We start from the raw sequence: 19684 nt of genomic DNA on the forward strand, positions 1-19684 counted from the left end.
AGAGCGCTGTTATGCAAATTCCTCCTAGTATTATTTCAGGACACAATGGCTTTCAAAGTGCGCAGTCAGATTTGACTCAAGCAACTGTTGATGTTGCCAGTTCAAGTCAATCTGCTGTAGCGACAACAAGTGCAAGTGTTGGCGATAGTAGCGTAGATATAAATAGCGCGCTTATCAATGCCACTCAGGCTGTCAATCATGCCGAAGCATCGGCTGAAGTCATTGAAGCTTCCTCAGAGATGATTGGCACTATAATTAACATCAAAGTCTAGAAATAGAAAACGCTCTTGCGAGCGTTTTTTTATTGGTTAGATTGACTCAACTAGATGGTGTTGTTTAAACAATCGCTCAATCATTTCGCTCGCTGGTCCTTGCTTGTCACGGTTGGGGATCACTAAGCTAAGAGTGGCTTTGCGTTTTGTTGAACCTTTCAAGTTAAGTTTTTTCAGCTCACCACTTTCAATTGCATTTTTCACTAGTTGTTCTGGTACCCAGCAAAAACCTAAGCCTTTTTTGAGAATTACGATGGCTTCATGAAAATTTGCAACAGTCCAGCGCTGCTCTGCCTTAAGCCAGCCTAAATCTGTATTAGGACCTTGTGAGGTATCTTTGATCACAAGTTGCAGATGCTGGGCAAGCGTTTGATCTTCTTCGATGACGTCGTACTGAGCTAATGGGTGATTAGAGTGGCATACAAGACTAAAATTGATATCCACTAAGGGCTCTGCTAAATATCCCTTAGGCGGTGGCCCACCGCAAATAGCAATATCAACCGCTTCATTGTTGATGAGTTCAGCTGTGCCTGTTAAAACGGTATCGAGCACGGTGACCCTTGTACCGCGGCTAACGGGGTAGAACTGGCTGAGTACATCAACAAGATCATCCATCGGATAGATGATCTCTCGGGCGATTGTTAGTGATGGCTCCCAGCCAGTTTCCAAGTTATTGGCCAACAACTCTAGTTCCGTCACAGATTGGGTAATATGCCTAGAACGACGAAGCAACACTTCTCCGCATTCAGTGAGGTAAGCTTTTCGGCCTTTGACCTCAAGTAGCTGCACACCTAACTGAAATTGCAGCTTAGCGACTGCGTGATTAAGTGAAGATTGGCTTTTATTTAGCTTCTCTGCAGCTTGGGCGTAACCGCCATAATCGACAACCGCTTGTATTATTCTCCACTGTTCTAATGTTGATTTTGCTCTGTCCATTACTTAGCTTTAACCTGTTTTGGCAGATACTTCTTGGTTGCTTTTAACTCTGCAAGATGAGGGCCTTTGTGAAGTTTCTCAGGCCAATCCAGCAACATCATTGCTAATACATTTCGGTGTTCACCCATGACGAGATCTGGGTTGCCACGAGGTGAGGGGATAATCTGCTCTTTCTTGTTGAATGCGTTGACGATATGCTGCTGAGTTTTAGCCACCACCGGGTTATCTGCTTGCCCTGCTAATAGAAAGCTAATACCGACCTCGGCAATGATGTCATCAGTGGCATCTTTTAAAATACGATCAATATTTTGCTCAAAATGATCTAATATCCAAGCGAACTCTTTAGCATCAACATTATGCTGGTAGTACTCACTGGCAGCGAATATAAAATGAGTCATACCATAGAGCTTGTTTCGGTATTGTTTTTTATCTAGCTGACTGTCTTGGTTATCAGGGTAAACTCCAATGAAGGCCGTTTTGTAGTCAGCTAAGTAATCTCCTACGCCAATCTGCTTTGCCCAGTAAACATAGTTAATCAGCTGAGCAGCCCAAGTCTTAATCATAGCTTTATCTGTTAGGCCAGTCTTTAGATCGGCTTTTTTGAGCGTTTTGACTAATTGCTCATGACAAGGACCGGTTAAATCAAATTCATCAATACGGCTGGAGTAACGCAGTAGTACATCGGTATAGAAAATAAACTCCGGAAATGGTTTTAATGCCTTTTTACGGGCTTTGGCTCGAGGACCTTTTCCTAAAACAGAAATAGCCTTATTTGCCTCATTGCTGATGAAATCTTTCTTATCCAGATTACAAGCGTAAAAAGCTTGCGCCTCAGTGACGGCATAAAGATCGACTAAAGCTGCGTTAGCGTATTTTACGTCACCAGTCATACGGTATTGTCTAATACCATAATGGCCTTGAATACGTGGCGGTAGTTCAAAAAGGTGCGTTTCAAGATTAGCTTTTATAGCGTGATAGACTTCAGCATTTTTTGCTTCAGTGGCTGTTGGCGCAGCAAAACTACTGGCGCAAAAAAGTGCAGCTGCTAGGGTGCTTATTCTGAGCATCGAAGGCATGTTGAATCCTTTTTATAAGTGAATCGGCGGTAACGGGCGAGCCTAAAAGCATGTTAAGAACTGTTTCTATGCTATTTGATCCCTCATTAACGACTAATGTATCAAAAACAACTGCTTGATCTTGGCAGTTTTTGGTGGACTGATAAATATATTCAGCAATTTCCTGTTGCCATAATTTTTGGTAATAAAGCGGTCCCTGATAAACAATGGCACTAAAGGTGTAAGGTGCATCCTCTGTCTTATCCCAGAATTTACCAAAACTAAGATAAAATTGCTGATGGGGATCAAACTGATTTTTTAGCTGACGCGCTTTATATAGATTTACTGCGATTTTAGCTCTAAAAACATAAAGTTGCTTTGAGTATAGTTGCAAAATTGCTTCTCGAGAGCCGTCCATTGGTTGCGGAAGCAGTCTGTCAGCTAACCAATATTGTAACCATAACGCATCCAAGTTACTGCTATCGTCTGTTTGGCTAATGGTATTGAGTAAGTAAAATTGCTGCCCTTTAGCTAACTTTGTGATTGCGGTTGAGATAGCTTTTATCGCTTGTTTTTGCTGCTGATATTTAGCAAGCTCGGTAGGGAATGACAATTCAATTTGTCCAAATTGTTGTCCAACCACGAGCTGTCTTATTGGTTTTACTGCTATTTTGTTACTCTCAGATAAATAGATCTCGCCAAGTAGACGGTTTCTATGCCATACCCGTATTATTTTATTGTTTATCCAATCAAAACGAATCTCAAAGGCCAACAACTCTTTTTCTACCAAAACTAACCACTGTGTAGAGTTAATTTTGCTAACTTTTGTAGACGGTGCATTTGCAAGTTCGCTGCCGATATTCCAAGGGGCGATGGCTATATTTTCAGTTTGAGACAGTAAAAATTGCTCAACTAACTTTGGAGAGTGCAGCATTTGTCGTTGCAATCTGTACTCACTGTAATTTGCAAAACCTGCCTGTATAGCTTGTTGCTGTCTAAGCTGCTCAATTGTTGTTAACGCGAGTTTATTTTTACCCGAGGCGCGTGATTGGTAAGCTTGCCAGACTCGCTTTCTACATTGCTCGTCGTCCTGCTTAATCAGGTAACTGGCTAATGTACCATTAAAGTCCCGTGATACTGAAACCGTTCCAAGCTCTGAAATTTGGCAGCTTGAGTCGGTAATATTTAAGCTAAGTGCTTGCGAGCTTATTTCCTGTTTAAAAGCCGCTTGAGCTGTATGTAATTGTGCTTTGTGCGTGGGTGACATGTTGTTGTTTGATAAGTAATTTATCCGAGTCAGTAATGCACTAATTTGTGGTTGTTGATTTTTAGCAAAGCTAAACTGTAGTGATTGGAAAGGGACTGAATTGAGGTAAATGGCCAATTCATCAGCAAGGTAGAGTTGACACTGCAGTAGCTGCTCCCTATCAGCATAGGAGAGTGGAAAATGGCGATAATACTTAATGCGGTCATTGATGTTAAAAAAACCAATAAGTTGCCTTTCAAGGGTTATCGCATTGGTTTTACTATCCAAGCTTGGGTCAATGGCTAGTGTTGGAAAGTCGAAGCGAAGACATTGCTCCACTAAGAGTGGGATTGGAGATACGGCAGCATTCGCTGCCGTATTGACCAAACTTGTAAGGACGATAAAGAGTCCTACAAGGTGTATTTTTAATTTAGCTGCTAGCACTAAAATGTATTTTTGCATATGCCACGCGTTCTTCAACTGACATATTGTGGTTTTTCATCTGCTCAACATGGCGTAAATTACCTAAGATCCCTCGACCGTTGGCGATTTGAATCGCAAGGCCTGGACGGGCATTTAGCTCTAGTAATAACGGTCCCTTGTATTTATCGAGCACCATATCGGTACCTAAATACCCAAGCTCTGACATTTCATAAGCTTTAGATGCTGTATGTAGCAAAGTATCCCATTGTGGAACTTGAATTGCTGTCAGCTCTTTTTGCGTATCTGGGTGTAAGTCTATAGGCGTATCAAACTGCACTGCGTGCAGTCCCTTACCTGTAGCGATATCAACACCGACCCCTACAGCCCCTTGGTGCAAGTTAGCTTTACCATCAGATGCTGCAGTGGATAGGCGGATCATTCCCATAATGGGGAAGCCTTTAAAGACAATCAGTCGAATATCAGGCACTCCTTCATAGGAATAGCCATCAAATACAGGATCAAATTGTATAAGACCCTCGACGATGGCGACATCAGGGTTACCACCTAGCGAGAACAGTCCACTGAGCACGTTAGACACATGACGATAGACTTCTGAAGGGGTTACCTCCTGGCCATTTGGCTTGTAATAACGACCATTCTCTACCTTTGTGACAACTAAGATCCCTTTACCACCAGAGCCTTTTGAAGGTTTGATGACAAAACCGTCTTTGTCATCAACCATGGCAGGTATCTCACCAATTTCATGCTGCTCTGTAACCGTACCGATAAGGTCTGGTACCGCTATGTTGTTGGCAAGCGCCAACTGCTTGGTTGTTAGCTTATCATCGACTCGTTTATAGAACTTACGTGGATTATATCGGCCAATATAGTCGATATTACGTTTGTTCATACCCAAAATACCGCCGCGGGCGAGAGCTGAAGGGTTTGCGAGAAACATATTATTCTCCAGCCAGAGGCTTAAAGCGTTTCAGCTCAAGCAAGCGGTAACCAGTATATTGGCCCATCAATAGTACGAGAGCCAAAATGACTAAGTGGATCCCTAAGAAGTTAAACACCCAATGTTGTACCCAAGTCGCACTCATCGCAAGGTACGCCAATGTCGCAACGAATAGACTGCCGCCACCTTGAATAACAACTTCTTTGGCGCCTTCCTCTTCCCACAGAATAGACATTCTTTCAATTGTCCAAGCTAAGATGATCATTGGGAAGAAGGTAATTGTTAGCCCTTCGCTTAAGCCAAATTTGTAAGAGAGTAGGGTAAACAAACCAATAATGCCGATAACCACGATAATTACCGCCGAGATCCTGGATATGAGCAATAGGTTAAGCTCAGATAGATATGAGCGGATCATTAGACCGAAAGCTACAATCAACAAAAAGCCTATAAGGCCAGTAAAAAGAGTCGTTTGTATAAACGCCAACGCAATAAGCACAGGCATAAAGGTACCTGAGGTTTTAATACCGATAAGTACTCGTAAGAATACCACCATCAAAACACCGATTGGGATCAGCAAAATGCCCTTAAATAGGCTCTGCTCTTCAAGTGGCAATTGATACAATGAAAAATCTAAGGCATTGTCATTTTTCATCACATCGATCGCGGTAGCGAGCGCTGAGCGTGTATCTTGCAACATGGAAAAGTTAACTTGAGAGTTCACTCCACCAATGACGTCGAGTACTGACTTACCTGAGCGATCCCAAAGCAAGAGGTTTTCGGGTCTTCCTTGGGTACCGTTTGCAGGGTTAAATAGATGCCATTCACCGTCATTATAGACTTCAACAAATGTCGAAAGCTGTTGTCTACGACGTTGATCTTCGAGGAATAAACCACTGACTTCTTGAGCTGGAATGCCCTTACTGTGCAGCATTCTAATAAACAACTTACTTGGTGAGTTGCCTGCTAAAAGTAGCTCAATATTTTGGGTACGTTCATCTGCATTGAGATCTTTATTGAGTTGTTGTGCGAATGATAGGTTGGTTGCACTTTTTGCCCAAACTTCTTCCGCAGCCTGTGCTGCCGCTGCGCTTTCTGTCGCAGGCCACATGTATGCAGTTGGCGCTTCAGGCTCAATGTCAGTGAGTAATTGTGTTTGCCCTGTCGGGATCAACGTGACTTTATAATACAGATCTTGGCGGCCTGTAGCACTTCGGATAGACCATATCGCTCGGCGGTCTACTTTATTGTTGGTGATAGTCAAACCATAACCAGGTGAAGTGGCGTTTTCGACTAAGATCTCATAAGCAGGATCTTCCGGTAAAGAGAAAGAGACTTCAGCAGGTTCAGTCGTACCTTGGAAGCTGACTTTAGCGTCTACTGCCCAGCTCTGTACTTGTTTGCCCGGCAAAAACGGCACGCTATGTTCAATGCCGCGATAGACGCTTGCTGAGATCCCTGCAATAAAGAGCAGGGCAACCAAAATATAAAAAGGCTTTCTTGAATGCATTATTATTATTCCTATTATTTAGAAGCAGACGATGCACTACCGCCTTTCTTCTTTCCGTGAATATAGGTCTGGCCCACGTCTACCACGGCTATGTCTTGCATAAATTTTCGTCCCAGTAATAACGGGAACTCTAAATGGCTACGATCGGTTAGGTTAAGGTCTGTTTCCGCTTTATATTTACCTATCTCTAGGTGGGCATGGATAACTGGACGCCTATCAGTCTTATCATCTGCCTCTTTGATTCTTACAAAGCGTTCGACTTTCGATTCGAATGTTTGTGCTGGCTGTTTAGCACCATTGGTAAATACGTCGAAGCGTACCCATTGGTTGCCATCACGTTCGAACAAGATAATATTGTGAGCGTCGAGCGACGACGACTCTGCGCCTGTGTCGATACGGGTATTAAAGCTTGCTTTTAATTCATCAATAAAAACATCTTCAACTGCGCCTAAAATAAACTTACCTTGCAGCGGAGAAGGAGGGCATTGCGCTGGAGTGATGACCGGTACAACGGCTGTTTTGTCTTTCTTTAGCGTAGCGACTTGGGCGTTGAGCTGCTCTAATTGAGCCGATAACGTTGTCATGCTTGCGCTTTGTGTCTCTTTGCAAGAATCAATTGCATTAACAATATTAATTTCTTGTTGGTTCAAACTGGCTTCTAGCACAGTTGCATCAACAGGTACGGGTTTGTTTGCATCTTTAGTTGATGCACAACCAGTGATTACGGTTGCGATGGCGGCGATACAAATTATCTGCTTAAACATAGTGCTTCCCATTACTATCGGCTAGATTAAATCTTTATTTGGTTGGTTCTTTGTTGCGATTATAGTTGCTCTCTTTGGAGCGGGATAACCTTCAACTGTAAGGCTAACATCATTAGGATCTAAATAATCAACTAATGACTCATTAGGCATCCAATGAGTACTTCTTTGTTCTGCGAGAGAGGTGACATCAACATCTACACAGCGGATGTCGATAAAGTCACTCTTTTTTAGCCACAACATGAGTGCTTTTACTGAGGGTAAAAACCATACATTGTTCATCTTTCCATAGCGGTCTTCTGGCACAAGAACAGTATTCTCGTCACCGTCTATGACCAAGGTTTCTAAAACGAGTTCCCCACCTGTTCTTAATTGATCTCTAAGCTGAATGAGATGATCAATCGGAGAACGGCGATGGTAAAGTACCCCCATCGAAAAAACAGTGTCAAATGCATCAAGTGGCGGCAACTCTTCAATACCTAAAGGTAGGAAGTGAATAGGGTGCTCATTACCTGCGATTCTTTTTACGGCTTCAAACTGGCACATGAACATTGGTGAAGGATCGATACCGACCACATGCTTAGCGCCATCACCTAGCATGCGCCACATGTGATAACCGCTGCCACAGCCCACATCAAGAACTGTACGATTTGCTAAAGGAGAAATATGCGGCGCAATGCGCTCCCATTTCCAATCTGAGCGCCATTCTGTGTCGATTTCAATGCCATGAATAGAGTAAGGACCTTTACGCCAAGGCTTGAATATTGCGAGCAAGTTTTCGAGTTTCTCTCGCTCACCAGCTGACAACTGCTCACCAGAACCTATGGAGACACTTGTTGTGAAATCGATAGTATCGGGTTGTGGGTAGTGTAATTTATTAAGCACTTTTTCCCATTTAGGAAGCGAGCCATGCTTATGCTCGCGCTGCCACTGGCCTAAAATAGCCGGTAGCGTTTCTAGCCAATGCTGCAGGCTAGAATCTGAAATTTGTTTATAAAAAGAACTAAAACTTATCACTTAATTGCCACCATAGATGCAAAGTTAAAACATTGGAACCAAACACTAAATTGGCTAAATCCCTGCTGTTTTATTCGTAATTCATGTTGTTGAAGCGTGTCAGGCTTCATTACGTGCTCGAGTGAGCTTCTTTTTTGGCTGATCTCTAACTCACTGTAACCATTTGCCCTTTTGAAATCGAGATGTAAATCATCTAATGTCGATTGTATTTGGTCTTGTTCGAAGTAAAGCTTCTCTGAAAGCACTAATAAACCACCTGGCAGTAAACCATCGTAGATTTTTTTTAGTAAGCTTTGTCTATGTTCAGGCGCCAAAAATTGCATGGTAAAATTGAGGATCACTAACGATGCATTTTCAATTTCAATATCACGGATATCACCACAAACTAACTTAACTGGTGTTTCACTGACGTAGGCTGACAAGTTCTCTTTACAGCGCTCGATCATAGATTCACTATTATCAACGGCGATAATCTGGCAATTTCGGCCCTCTACTCGGCGACGTACACTCAAGGTCGCGGCGCCTAATGAACAGCCAAGATCATATATTTTGCTGTTTGGCGTTGCATATTTTTGTGCTAAATCTCCAATAGTATTAATGATTTGTCCATAGCCCGGTACCGAACGACGGATCATATCATTAAACACACCAGCAACTTTATTATCGAACTGAAAGTCGCTGACTTGTTGGTAAGGTTTCGCGTATAAGTCGTCTTGTGAAGATTTCATGTGATCAAATAGTGGGAGTTCAACTCTTTATTCTAGCTAAACATATCGGTTACCAGCAAGACTAGTACTGGAAATTCCTCATAAAATTTTGTCTAATAGCTATATTGATACAAATTATTTACAGATGTTTGACCTTTTATAGGGATTGTAATTGAAATATAACGCCTACGTGTTGCTCATTGTTTTATCACTCTTTTATACGCATCCAGTTTTTTCGGCTCAAAATGATAATATTAAGCCATTGCTGATATCGATGAGTGACGACTCTTACCCCTTTCAATATGTTGATGAAAACGGTGTTAAAAGCGGTTTACTGGTTGATTATTGGTTGCTATGGGCGAAGAAAAATCAGCGCCAGATTGAATTTAGGCCTACAAATTGGCAGCAGTCTTTAAAAGATGTCGAAATTGGTTTAACCGATATCCACATGGGGATGGCAGATACCTTATCTCGTCGTAACGCTTTTGATTTTTACCAACCGATTAGCAAAGTACAAAGCTACCTCTACATCAATAAAACTCTCGCTAATATTAAAGAGCTCTCACAGGTTAGTCCCTATCGAGTTGGGGTCGTTAAGGGAGCGGCACATATTGAGTTATTGCAGCAAAAGTTACCTAATGTGTCATTTGCCTATTATGACAATCGCAAGCAGCTTATTGATGCAGTAAAAGCTAACGAAATTTTGGTTTTTGCCGGTCTAGAAGGCTACCTAAGAAAAAGTGAAGTCAGCCAACAGATACTGATGTCATACCCGTTTAAACGTCGAATAGCGCTTGATGAATTATCTTTCTATCCGGTGGTCAAGAAGGGAAATGCCTCTCAATTGCACGGTATAATGCAAGGTTTTGAGCAAATAGAGCAAGCTGAGCTGAATGGGGTAAAACGTAAGTGGTTAGGCCTTCAGCGTGGCCAAAATGAAGTGATCATTGCTATGCAAGCAGGCGTGGAACCTTATGCTGATATAGGGCCTAATGGCTTACCCCATGGCCTATTAGTTGATATTTGGAAGTTGTGGTCAGATAAAACGGGGTTACCTATAAAGTTTATCGCTGGCGATATGAAGCAGACGATAGATAATGTAAAAAGAGGTACTGCTGACGTGCAACTTGGCTATCCTGAAAGCGAATCGATGAAATCTGGGCTCAATCGTGCGCATCTCATTTATCAAGTCAGCAGTCGGTTATTTACTTTTAAGAAACAGTATAAGACGCTCACTGAGATGAAGGGCAAGGTATTTGCCGTTGCACCCACTTCGCCTTATCTGAGTGATTTAATCGAAGCTTTACCGGACTCGGATTTCCGCTACCTTTCTAGTGTAGAGAAGATGATAGAAGCAACAGAGTCTGGAGAAATTGATGGTTTTGTCGCTGCATCTGCTTGGACGCAACATTACTTGTTGTTGAAACAGCAATGGGAGGATTTTTATCAATTTCCAACATTGCATTTTAAAACTGACCTATACGCCCTAAATAGAGGAAATGACCCTGGGTTTTCTGAACGCATAGCGACAGGTTTTAACTCGATGACATCGGTAGAATTGGCTGCAATTGAAGCTAAATGGATTCTGAATCCACAAGATCGGATCTATTCTCCAACGAAAGAGTTATTGCTACTAAACGCCAAGCAACGCGCCATGATAAGAGGCCTAGGGAAGATAAAAGTCGGCTATGTTAATAACTGGGCACCAATGGAATATAAAAATGCAGAGGGTCACTACGCTGGCATAAACAGTGAAGTCTTTAGCATCCTTAGCCGGGAACTGGGACTAAAACTCGAATACGTTGAATTTAGTGATTGGCAAGCGCTGCTTGATGCTCTGTTAAAAGGCGATATTGATATGTCTGGCAGTATTGCGGCAACTGCAGAACGTGAAACTGACTTGGTTTTTTCTCTACCATATTGGCCGTCTCCTTGGGGCGTTGTGACCTCGTTAGACAGCGTTAATATATTTAGCTTATCGGAACTTAATGGGCTGCGACTCGCCGTTGTTGAAGGTTATCACATCGTTGCAGATCTTATGCGAGAGTATCCGAGCTTAAAGTTGGTGCTGGTTCCTAATAGTCATGCTGGACTTAATTCTGTCGAAGAGGGCAAAGCAGATGTCTTTATCGATAAAGTCATAAATTTGAGTTCTGGCCTGAAAAAAGGCGATTTTTCAAACTTAAAAATGTCGATGTTAGTTGATTTCGCTGAGCAGCGCAGTCACATTGGGATTAACAAGAGTAAGCAGTCTCTATTGCCCTTTATTAATGGCGTAATTTCTACTATTGATCGTGAGCAGCAACAACAAATCCACCATAAATGGGTGTCGCAAACCATTGAGTTTGGACGGGAAGATTTTGAGAATAGGTTACGAGTGAGTATTCTTGTATTCTGTGCCTTAGCTGTCTTTGTCGTCATGGCGCTATTGGCGAATAGACGTTTACGAAAAGAGGTTGCGTTAAGGATTGAAGCTGAAAGTAAAATGGCACAGTTTGCCAAGCACGATAGTTTAACCAAACTTCCTAATCGCTCTATGATTGAAGAAAGACTAGAGCAAGCGATTTTAATTCATAGTCGTGAGATGTCACAGTTTGCGGTTATTTTTATTGATCTCGATGGTTTTAAAGCCATTAATGATGCACATGGCCATCATGTTGGTGATGATTATCTTGTGGCTGTAAGCGCGGCATTAGCGGCTTCAGTCAGGCGCTCGGATACTGTAGGCCGATTAGGCGGTGATGAATTCATTGTCATTCTTAATCAGGTAGAGTCGATGGCTGCGGTAGATAATGTCGTTGAACTGCTCCTGCAATGCTTAGCTAAATCGTTCGTTATCGATGATTTAAGTTTGTCTGCTTCTGCGAGTATGGGAATCGCTTTATACCCTGCAGATGGTGACAGTGTCGATACTCTGCTTAAAACGGCAGATACTCATATGTACCGTGCTAAAAATGCGGGCGGAAAATCATCAAGAAACTCACTACAACAGTAACGTTGGCTTAAATCTATTCATTTTTATTTAAAATTGACTGATACTTAACCGACTAGTCGAGAAGTTATTTCGAAAACGGCAATATACCTCTATAATGCCGCTTTTGTCTTGTTTTGAACCAGAACCTCAAACATCGTTTTGCGGAATAAAGGAAAGAGCTAAATGCGCAGTCATTATTGTGGAGACGTTAATAAGTCTCACGTTGGTCAAGAAGTAACCCTAGTGGGTTGGGTTAATCGTAGCCGAGATTTAGGCGGCGTAGTTTTTCTCGATATGCGTGATAGAGAAGGGATTGTTCAAGTTGTCTATGATCCAGACCTTCCTGAAGTGTTTGAAGTTGCAAGCAGCTTGCGTAGTGAGTTCTGTGTTCAAATTAAAGGCCTTGTAAGAGCAAGACCAGACAGCCAAGTCAACGCTGATATGCGTACTGGTGAAATTGAAATTCTTGGTCTTGAACTGACGGTATTAAATAGTTCTGCGCCGCTTCCAATTAACATGGACAAGAATCAGCACAACACTGAAGAGCAGCGTCTGAAATATCGCTATTTGGATCTGCGTCGTCCAGAAATGGCTGACCGTATTGTTTTCCGCTCAAAAGTGACCAGTGCTGTAAGACGTTTTCTTGATGGCAACGGCTTTCTAGACATCGAAACGCCTATTTTGACAAAAGCCACACCTGAAGGTGCGCGTGATTACTTAGTGCCAAGCCGTACTTATAAAGGTCAGTTTTTTGCGCTACCGCAGTCTCCACAGCTATTTAAGCAGCTGTTGATGATGTCTGGTTTTGACCGTTACTACCAAATCGTAAAGTGTTTCCGTGACGAAGATTTGCGTGCTGACCGCCAGCCAGAATTCACCCAAATAGATATCGAAACCTCTTTCATGACTTCTGAGCAAGTGATGGCTAAGACTGAAGAGATGACTCGCGGTCTATTTCAAGAGCTGTTAAATGTTGATCTTGGTGAGTTCCCAAGAATGACATTTGCTGAAGCGATGCGTCGTTATGGCTCTGATAAGCCAGATCTTCGTAATCCACTAGAGCTAATTGACATTGCTGATCTGGTAAAAGAAGTCGAGTTCGCAGTATTTAATGGTCCTGCAAACGACCCTGAAGGGCGTGTTGCAGTGCTTAGCATTCCAGGTGGCGCTAAACTATCGCGTAAGCAACTTGATGAATACGCCAAGTATGTCACCATTTATGGTGCTAAAGGCTTAGCATGGATGAAAGTTAATGATCTTGATAAAGGCATGGAAGGGATCCAATCTCCAGTGCTTAAGTTCTTAACTGAAGATGTGGTTAAAGCATTACTTGAGCGCACTGGTGCACAAACTGGTGATGTGATTCTCTTTGGTGCTGATAAAGCCAACGTTGTTGCTGAAGCCATGGGTGCACTACGTCTTAAAGCGGGTGAAGATTTTGACCTGCTTAAAGGTGACTGGAAGCCACTTTGGGTTGTTGACTTCCCAATGTTCGAGCGTACTTCAGATGGTGGTTTGCACGCTATGCACCATCCATTTACCGCGCCTAGCAATATGACACCAGCAGAACTAGAAGCTAACCCAACAGCCGCTATTTCAGATGCCTATGATATGGTATTAAATGGTTGTGAGCTGGGTGGTGGTTCAGTACGTATCCATAATAGCGAAATGCAATCAGCGGTGTTTAGAATACTAGGCATTAACGATGAAGAAGCAAACGAAAAGTTTGGCTTCTTATTAGAAGCGCTACGCTACGGTACGCCACCTCATGCGGGACTCGCGTTTGGTTTAGACCGTATTATCATGCTAATGACGGGCGCAAGCTCAATTCGTGATGTGATGGCTTTCCCTAAAACAACGACGGCGGCCTGTCCGCTAACCAATGCACCAGGATTTGCCAATCCAGTGCAGTTAGTTGAACTTGGGGTCAGCGTTATAGAGCCAGAAGTGAAAGACGGCGAATAACAACGCGTAACAAGAGCCGAGTTAAGACTCGGCTTTTTTTTCGGATAATTTTGGCAAACCACAGAAGAACAAAGTGGTTTACTTGAGCATCGTATGTAGGAGATAAACATGGCTGGTCATAGTAAGTGGGATAATATAAAGCACCGTAAAGCTGCGCAAGACGCTAAGCGTGGTAAGCTTTTTACTAAGTTTATTCGTGAGCTTACTGTTGCTGCTAGAGAAGGAGGTTCAGATCCTGACTCTAACCCAAGACTCCGTGCCGCCATCGATAAATCACTATCAAACAATATGACGCGTGACACGGTCGAGCGTGCGATTAAACGTGGTGCGGGTGAACTCGATGGCCAAGTATTAGAAACCATAATTTATGAAGGTTACGGCCCAGGTGGCACTGCTGTTTTAGTTGAAACCATGACTGATAATAAAAACCGCACAGTGTCTGGCGTAAGAAACGCTTTTAGCAAATCAGGCGGTAACCTAGGTACTGACGGCTCTGTAGCCTACCTTTTTGATAAAAAAGGCATTATATCTTATCAAAACGCAGATGAAGATACGGTGATGGATGCGGCGTTAGAGGCTGGCGCGGATGACGTTGTGGCACATGAAGATAACTCTATTGATGTCTTTACCACCCCAGAAGACTTTGGCGCAGTTAAAGATGCATTAGATGCTGCAGGGCTTGAAGCTGTCAATGCTGAAGTGACAATGCTGCCGTCTACTAAAGCAGAGTTAGATGCAAGTACCGCCCCTAAATTTTTGCGATTAATCGATAACCTTGAAGATCACGATGATGTGCAAGAGGTTTATCACAATGCGGATATTTCTGATGAAGTGATGGCGGGTTTGGAATAGATTCTATGGCCATTATTTTAGGCGTCGATCCAGGTTCTAGGATCACTGGTTATGGGGTGATCAACTGTGTCGGCAGGCAACAAGTTTATGTTGGCAGCGGCTGTATAAGAACCAGTTCAGATGAACTTCCTCTTAGGTTAAAACAGATTTTTGACGGTCTATCTGAAATTATCAGGCAGTACCAGCCTGATGAATTTGCCATTGAGCGAGTTTTCATGGCTAAAAATGCTGATTCAGCATTGAAGCTGGGCCAAGCTCGTGGGGCTGCTATTGTCGCAGCAACCGCTGCAAATTTGCCGGTTGCAGAATACAGTGCTACGCAGATAAAAAGTGCGGTTGTGGGCACAGGCCGGGCACAAAAGTCACAAGTGCAGCATATGATCCAGCAACTATTAAAATTACCGAGTGCTCCTCAGGCTGATGCCGCTGACGCATTAGGGGTCGCGGTGTGTCATTATCATACAAATCAAAGCTTAGCGGCCATGGGCGGCAGAGCAAACTCTAGAACATACGGAAGATATAAATGATTGGTCGGATACGAGGTTTACTTGTTGAAAAGCAAGCACCCGAAGTGCTTATTGATGTTTCTGGTGTTGGCTACGAAATCCAGATGCCGCTGACTAGCTTTTATGAGTTACCAGAAGTCGGCTTAGAGGCCGTAGTTTTTACCCATTTCGTTGTTAGAGAAGATGCGCAGCTTTTATATGGCTTTATCTCAAAGCAAGAGCGTGCACTGTTTCGTTTATTGATAAAAACCAACGGTGTTGGTCCTAAACTGGCGTTAACGATCCTGTCCGGTATGACAGCAGGGGAGTTTGTTGCTTGTGTTGAAAGAGATGATATTGCCACTTTGGTCAAGCTTCCTGGTGTTGGTAAGAAAACAGCAGAGCGTTTACTGGTAGAAATGCGCGATAAACTCAAGAGTTTAATGGAAGCATCGGTTGGCTCAGAAAGAGAGTTTATGTTGCAGTCTAATTATACCGCTCCCGTTGTGGCCAATACCGCCGAAGAAGATGCAATTGCTGCTTTATTATCGCTTGGCTACAAACCTGCGCAGGCCAGTAAAGCGGTATCTGCTGTTTATGTCGATGGAATCGATTCTGAATCGCTGATCAAATCAGCGCTTAAGTCGATGCTTTAAGGATAACCTATGATTGAAGCTGATCGCCTAATACAACCACAAGTTATCGAGCCCGATGAAGTTGTCGATAGAGCCATGCGTCCAAAATTATTGGATGAGTATACGGGTCAAGATGACACTCGTGCACAGTTAAAGATTTTTATTGAAGCCGCGCAAAAACGCGGCGAAGCGCTAGACCATATGCTTATTTATGGTCCTCCAGGTCTGGGTAAAACAACACTGGCAATGATTGTTGCTAATGAGATGGGTGTTAATATTAAATCGACCTCAGGGCCTGTTTTAGAAAAAGCGGGTGATTTGGCTGCATTATTAACCAATCTTGAAGAAAATGATGTGTTGTTTATCGATGAAATCCACCGCTTAAGCCCAGTAGTAGAAGAGATCCTCTATCCCGCAATGGAAGATTATCAACTCGATATTATGATAGGCGAAGGGCCTGCTGCGCGCTCAATTAAGTTAGACTTGCCGCCGTTTACCCTGGTTGGCGCAACAACCCGTGCTGGTTCATTAACGTCACCACTGCGAGCACGATTTGGTATTCCACTGCGACTAGAGTTTTATAACGTTAAAGATCTATCAACGATTGTTATTCGGTCGGCAAAGGTGATGGCACTTGAGATAGATGAAGAGGGCGCGATTGAGATTGCAAGGCGTTCCCGTGGTACCCCAAGGATTGCTAACCGTTTACTGCGCAGAGTTCGGGATTTCGCTGAAGTGAAGCATAGTGGCGCGGTGACTAAAATCGTCGCTGAGTTAGCATTGGATATGTTAGATGTCGATGCCGAAGGCTTTGATTATATGGACCGAAAACTACTACTGGCCATTATAGATAAGTTTATGGGCGGCCCGGTCGGGCTAGATAATCTGGCCGCGGCTATTGGTGAAGAGCGTGAAACCATTGAAGATGTATTAGAGCCTTTCTTAATTCAGCAAGGCTTTGTGCAGAGAACGCCCCGCGGGCGTATCGCGACACAACGTGCATACAATCACTTTAATCTAATTCAGCCTGAAGCCAAGTAAGCCTATGTTTCATTAGAGGAGCAATCGTTTTACTGTTGCTCCTCAATCCTCAGAATATATTGTGGGTTTTTGTCTCCCGCAGTGGCATTTTTCCCCGCTACGACTTTTGCTCCAATCGCTATAATCTCGCCATCTGCGCCTGGATTATCCAGGTCGATAGTTGGAAAACTCTTATAAGTTTTGTTCTTGTATCTCACTCGCAGTGTTTTTAAGTTCACTTTACTTTCATTAGCCAGTTGAAAGAACTCAATAGTAATAGGGAGGTTAGAGTCTGAACTGACCAAGTATTTGCCTTGATAGTAATCATTGTCGAGCAGCGTGGCGTTTGTTGCATTACCAAGGTTTCCTTTCCAATTGACGACTACAATTGTCGACTTACTCTGGTTTTTGACGGTAGAAGGGTATTTTATTGGCTGTAACTCAGTAATCGTAATTGCTGCTTCACTGGTTGCGGAGACGGTTGCTATCAGCAGCAAATGTAGGACTATCATTCTTTTGAGGCTTAACATTATATTCCCCTTTTTTAGACGTAGGTTAACCTGAACAGTTTTCAACAACAATAGAATTATCTGTAGCGGCTAAGTTTGTAGTAGTTAAGTATTACAAGTTCTTGCTTTTTGTTGTTGTTTCAGTGAAATATCGCGTTTTATTAGACTAAAGGCTTAGTGTTGTTGGTTATTAGTTATTCCATTTAGCTATTACTTTGGGGCGGCACAATAAATTCTCAGTAGATTTTAATGCTGCCGCATATCTTTTTTTTGGGGTCTTACACTGCTTGGTTGTGGCTTTTCTGGTGTTTAATCTCTGAAAGCGCTACCGCTAAACCGTATTTTATTTAGGGGTAATAAACGTTTAAAAATTAATTTTAAGCGGCACTGGGCTCTTCAAGGTTTAAAATATGTTGCTAAATGTAACGTAATTGTTATCTTTTGTTCCCGAGCTAATTAAAGTGCGGTTAAACAAGTGCTTAGGCTCTACTCAAAACTAATGATAATTTCTTGCGCTACAATGGGAACAACATAATGAATAAAAAAATACTCCTTTCATCTTTAATCGCCTCATCTGTATTACTTACATCTCAGGTCGGAGCAAGCGACTTTACCGGTAAAGCTAACTTTAACTTAATCACGCCACTCGTTATTTCTGAAACGACCCAACTTAATTTAGGTGATATAGATATCGGAACTACTGGCTCTTGTGGTTTTACAGCAGCTTCGCTAGCAACTGGAACAGTTTGTTTAGCGACTGGTGCAACACAAGTCGCTGGTGTATTTAAAGTGACTGGTACCGATGGAGTTGTAAACGTTAGTGTTTCTGGTGCTGATACTTCTCTTGATGGTATTACTTTTACACCATCAGTTATTAACGCTACTGAGACTATTGGTGCTGTAACTTCGGGTGAAGTCAGCTTTAATGTTGGTGGTAATGTTGATGTAGATGCTAGTGGCACTGTAGCATCGGGTGTGCAAGTGTTAGATTATACTGTCTCTGTAACTTATTAAGAGAGTTGGATCCGAGATAGTCATAAAATAAGAAGCTGGCTGCGGATGCAGTTTCTTATTTTTATTAAAATATTCTTTTGTAAAATGACAAGATGACTTAACAGTTTTAAGCTCGAAGTAAGCTAAACAAATAACAATAATGAGGCTAAGCCTCACAATTAGCTGGGCGTATCATGAATAAACTATTTTTAGGCTGCTTTGCAGTGTTTTTTTCGTTTCAAGTATCAGCTAACTTGCTGGTTAATCCTACTCGTGTTGAACTCGATAACCTCAAGAATCGTAGCGCAGTGTTCTCCTTAGTGAATAAAAGTTCTGCAAATTCACGTTATAACATCTATTTTGAAGATAAACAGATGTTGGATTCTGGAGAGTTTGTCACTTTAGATAAAGATGATGTTGATTTTTCAATATCTAACTATATCCGTTACTCACCACGTAGGATCAATATTCAACCTGAACAAGCGGTGAAAGTACGTATAGCAGCCAGATTACCTAAATCCATTGAAAAAGGTGAATACCGTAGCTACATCGTATTTCACCAAATTCCGTTGGCAGCAGAGAAAAAAGACTCAGCCGCAGATGAGTCTGATGTTTTTAGTCTCAGTATTTCTGCTTACCTAAAAATATCGGTACCGGTTATATTAAGGGTTGGTGATTTAGATTCAGAACTCAATCTTAGTAATAGTGTACTTGATGCTGGTAGTAACGCTCTGCAAGTGACGTTAAAAAGAGCCGGAAATAGAAGTACCTACGGTGACATTGAAGTTATTAACGCCGATACAAATGAAATAGTTGGTGCCTCAAAAAATGTTACTATTTATACCGAGCTTTCTGAGAGAACATTCTCTGTGCCGATCACCGAAAGTGTAAGTCATAACGCAAGGTTAATTGTTCGCTACACGGAAAATGATAAACTCAATAATTCTAAAAGCGTCGAGGTTAAGCTAGCACTTTAGTATTTGTGAACTTGGAACTTCTCCTAAAACTCCTTTCTTTATGTCGCTGGCTAACATTAGCAGCGATTTTGTCGATTACGCTAATTAGCCCACAAAACGTAGATGTAAATGATGAAAGGGCGCTATTGACACTGATTCAACTCCGTGATGACGATTATTCGGACTTACTCTCAACTCATTCCAAACATGAACTTATTATTGATCTGATTAGTGATGTAAATGCGACGGGCTGCAAGTTAGATGAAAGCTCACTTATTGTGTCGAACATTAAAAGTGATTCAAGTTATTTAACACCTTTGGCTGAACACGAAACCTCAGTAAAACGGAAGTCTATAACTAAGTTAAAGGCTAAAACGAAAACGAATCCGGACAGCAAGGCGAAAAAACTAAGC

Annotated in this window: 18 protein-coding genes; 9 read left to right on the plus strand and 9 right to left on the minus strand. The window is 42.4% G+C overall.

Annotated elements, in window-relative coordinates:
- Positions 1 to 11 precede the first annotated feature (11 nt).
- The gene (locus K5R16_RS13080) at positions 12 to 272 is read left to right on the plus strand and encodes a chemotaxis protein (protein WP_220738006.1); all 261 of its coding nucleotides are present in this window, start codon (positions 12 to 14) and stop codon (positions 270 to 272) included.
- A 36-nt stretch (positions 273 to 308) separates the two neighbouring features.
- Here K5R16_RS13080 and K5R16_RS13085 read toward each other — a convergent pair whose 3' ends face one another.
- Genes K5R16_RS13085 through cmoA form a run of 8 tightly spaced genes read right to left on the minus strand, consistent with a single transcriptional unit; the run spans position 309 to position 8903 of the window.
- Positions 309 to 1208 (minus strand): LysR family transcriptional regulator, encoded by a 900-nt coding sequence (locus K5R16_RS13085; RefSeq protein ID WP_220738007.1) that lies wholly within the window; start codon positions 1206 to 1208, stop codon positions 309 to 311.
- Positions 1208 to 2284 carry a DUF3541 domain-containing protein gene (locus K5R16_RS13090; protein WP_220738008.1) on the minus strand — a complete coding sequence of 359 codons (1077 nt, stop codon included), beginning with the start codon at positions 2282 to 2284 and terminating at the stop codon, positions 1208 to 1210. Before K5R16_RS13090 ends, K5R16_RS13085 begins: the two co-directional genes overlap by 1 nt.
- Positions 2229 to 3971: a M3 family metallopeptidase gene (locus tag K5R16_RS13095; RefSeq protein WP_220738009.1), complete on the minus strand. Its 1743-nt coding sequence runs from the start codon at positions 3969 to 3971 to the stop codon at positions 2229 to 2231. The genes K5R16_RS13090 and K5R16_RS13095 overlap by 56 nt, the downstream gene beginning before the upstream one ends.
- Positions 3940 to 4890, minus strand: a complete 951-nt coding sequence (locus K5R16_RS13100) for an alpha-L-glutamate ligase-like protein (RefSeq protein WP_220738010.1) — start codon at positions 4888 to 4890, stop codon at positions 3940 to 3942. The genes K5R16_RS13095 and K5R16_RS13100 overlap by 32 nt, the downstream gene beginning before the upstream one ends.
- Position 4891: 1 nt before the next feature.
- On the minus strand, positions 4892 to 6397 hold the full coding sequence (locus K5R16_RS13105) for a UUP1 family membrane protein (RefSeq protein ID WP_220738011.1): 1506 nt from the start codon (positions 6395 to 6397) through the stop codon (positions 4892 to 4894).
- Positions 6398 to 6411: 14 nt separating this feature from the next.
- Positions 6412 to 7161, minus strand: a complete 750-nt coding sequence (locus K5R16_RS13110; RefSeq protein ID WP_220738012.1) for an ATP-dependent zinc protease — start codon at positions 7159 to 7161, stop codon at positions 6412 to 6414.
- A 21-nt stretch (positions 7162 to 7182) separates the two neighbouring features.
- Complete coding sequence (cmoB, locus tag K5R16_RS13115) at positions 7183 to 8175, minus strand: tRNA 5-methoxyuridine(34)/uridine 5-oxyacetic acid(34) synthase CmoB (protein WP_220738013.1); 993 nt, start codon at positions 8173 to 8175, stop codon at positions 7183 to 7185.
- On the minus strand, positions 8172 to 8903 hold the full coding sequence (gene cmoA / locus K5R16_RS13120) for a carboxy-S-adenosyl-L-methionine synthase CmoA (protein WP_220738014.1): 732 nt from the start codon (positions 8901 to 8903) through the stop codon (positions 8172 to 8174). The genes cmoB and cmoA overlap by 4 nt, the downstream gene beginning before the upstream one ends.
- Before the next feature lie 151 nt (positions 8904 to 9054).
- On the opposite strand from cmoA, the gene K5R16_RS13125 reads away from it, so the two are divergent.
- The 6 genes from K5R16_RS13125 to ruvB all read left to right on the plus strand — a co-directional run bounded on the left by K5R16_RS13125 (position 9055) and on the right by ruvB (position 16834).
- Complete coding sequence (locus tag K5R16_RS13125; protein WP_259649876.1) at positions 9055 to 11877, plus strand: transporter substrate-binding domain-containing protein; 2823 nt, start codon at positions 9055 to 9057, stop codon at positions 11875 to 11877.
- 162 nt (positions 11878 to 12039) lie between these two features.
- Positions 12040 to 13821, plus strand: coding sequence for an aspartate--tRNA ligase (gene aspS, locus K5R16_RS13130; RefSeq protein WP_220738015.1), 1782 nt, complete (start codon positions 12040 to 12042; stop codon positions 13819 to 13821).
- A 108-nt stretch (positions 13822 to 13929) separates the two neighbouring features.
- Positions 13930 to 14673, plus strand: coding sequence for a YebC/PmpR family DNA-binding transcriptional regulator (locus K5R16_RS13135; RefSeq protein WP_220738016.1), 744 nt, complete (start codon positions 13930 to 13932; stop codon positions 14671 to 14673).
- A 5-nt stretch (positions 14674 to 14678) separates the two neighbouring features.
- Entirely contained in the window at positions 14679 to 15200 is a 522-nt protein-coding gene (gene ruvC, locus K5R16_RS13140) for a crossover junction endodeoxyribonuclease RuvC (protein WP_020912458.1), read from the plus strand.
- The gene (gene ruvA / locus K5R16_RS13145; protein WP_220738017.1) at positions 15197 to 15814 is read left to right on the plus strand and encodes a Holliday junction branch migration protein RuvA; all 618 of its coding nucleotides are present in this window, start codon (positions 15197 to 15199) and stop codon (positions 15812 to 15814) included. The genes ruvC and ruvA overlap by 4 nt, the downstream gene beginning before the upstream one ends.
- Before the next feature lie 9 nt (positions 15815 to 15823).
- Positions 15824 to 16834: a Holliday junction branch migration DNA helicase RuvB gene (gene ruvB, locus K5R16_RS13150; RefSeq protein ID WP_220738018.1), complete on the plus strand. Its 1011-nt coding sequence runs from the start codon at positions 15824 to 15826 to the stop codon at positions 16832 to 16834.
- 29 nt (positions 16835 to 16863) lie between these two features.
- Here the strand turns inward: ruvB and K5R16_RS13155 are convergent, their stop codons facing one another.
- The gene (locus K5R16_RS13155; protein ID WP_220738019.1) at positions 16864 to 17343 is read right to left on the minus strand and encodes a hypothetical protein; all 480 of its coding nucleotides are present in this window, start codon (positions 17341 to 17343) and stop codon (positions 16864 to 16866) included.
- 513 nt (positions 17344 to 17856) lie between these two features.
- On the opposite strand from K5R16_RS13155, the gene K5R16_RS13160 reads away from it, so the two are divergent.
- Positions 17857 to 18336 (plus strand): hypothetical protein, encoded by a 480-nt coding sequence (locus K5R16_RS13160; RefSeq protein WP_220738020.1) that lies wholly within the window; start codon positions 17857 to 17859, stop codon positions 18334 to 18336.
- Between the two features lie 173 nt (positions 18337 to 18509).
- On the plus strand, positions 18510 to 19292 hold the full coding sequence (locus K5R16_RS13165; protein WP_220738021.1) for a hypothetical protein: 783 nt from the start codon (positions 18510 to 18512) through the stop codon (positions 19290 to 19292).
- The last annotated feature ends 392 nt before the right edge of the window (positions 19293 to 19684 follow it).

Origin of the sequence: Shewanella sp. c952 (genome assembly GCF_019654975.1) — a bacterium.
GTDB lineage: Bacteria > Pseudomonadota > Gammaproteobacteria > Enterobacterales > Shewanellaceae > Shewanella.

Coding starts and splice junctions, on each gene's coding strand:
- K5R16_RS13090 (WP_220738008.1), bottom strand. CDS start 2,284: ATGCCTTCGATGCTCAGAATAAGCACCCTAGCAGCTGCACTTTTTTGC.
- K5R16_RS13160 (WP_220738020.1), top strand. CDS start 17,857: ATGAATAAAAAAATACTCCTTTCATCTTTAATCGCCTCATCTGTATTA.
- K5R16_RS13095 (WP_220738009.1), bottom strand. CDS start 3,971: ATGCAAAAATACATTTTAGTGCTAGCAGCTAAATTAAAAATACACCTT.
- K5R16_RS13155 (WP_220738019.1), bottom strand. CDS start 17,343: ATGTTAAGCCTCAAAAGAATGATAGTCCTACATTTGCTGCTGATAGCA.
- K5R16_RS13110 (WP_220738012.1), bottom strand. CDS start 7,161: ATGTTTAAGCAGATAATTTGTATCGCCGCCATCGCAACCGTAATCACT.
- cmoA (WP_220738014.1), bottom strand. CDS start 8,903: ATGAAATCTTCACAAGACGACTTATACGCGAAACCTTACCAACAAGTC.
- K5R16_RS13105 (WP_220738011.1), bottom strand. CDS start 6,397: ATGCATTCAAGAAAGCCTTTTTATATTTTGGTTGCCCTGCTCTTTATT.
- K5R16_RS13165 (WP_220738021.1), top strand. CDS start 18,510: ATGAATAAACTATTTTTAGGCTGCTTTGCAGTGTTTTTTTCGTTTCAA.
- ruvB (WP_220738018.1), top strand. CDS start 15,824: ATGATTGAAGCTGATCGCCTAATACAACCACAAGTTATCGAGCCCGAT.
- K5R16_RS13080 (WP_220738006.1), top strand. CDS start 12: ATGCAAATTCCTCCTAGTATTATTTCAGGACACAATGGCTTTCAAAGT.
- ruvC (WP_020912458.1), top strand. CDS start 14,679: ATGGCCATTATTTTAGGCGTCGATCCAGGTTCTAGGATCACTGGTTAT.
- K5R16_RS13135 (WP_220738016.1), top strand. CDS start 13,930: ATGGCTGGTCATAGTAAGTGGGATAATATAAAGCACCGTAAAGCTGCG.
- K5R16_RS13085 (WP_220738007.1), bottom strand. CDS start 1,208: ATGGACAGAGCAAAATCAACATTAGAACAGTGGAGAATAATACAAGCG.
- K5R16_RS13100 (WP_220738010.1), bottom strand. CDS start 4,890: ATGTTTCTCGCAAACCCTTCAGCTCTCGCCCGCGGCGGTATTTTGGGT.
- aspS (WP_220738015.1), top strand. CDS start 12,040: ATGCGCAGTCATTATTGTGGAGACGTTAATAAGTCTCACGTTGGTCAA.
- ruvA (WP_220738017.1), top strand. CDS start 15,197: ATGATTGGTCGGATACGAGGTTTACTTGTTGAAAAGCAAGCACCCGAA.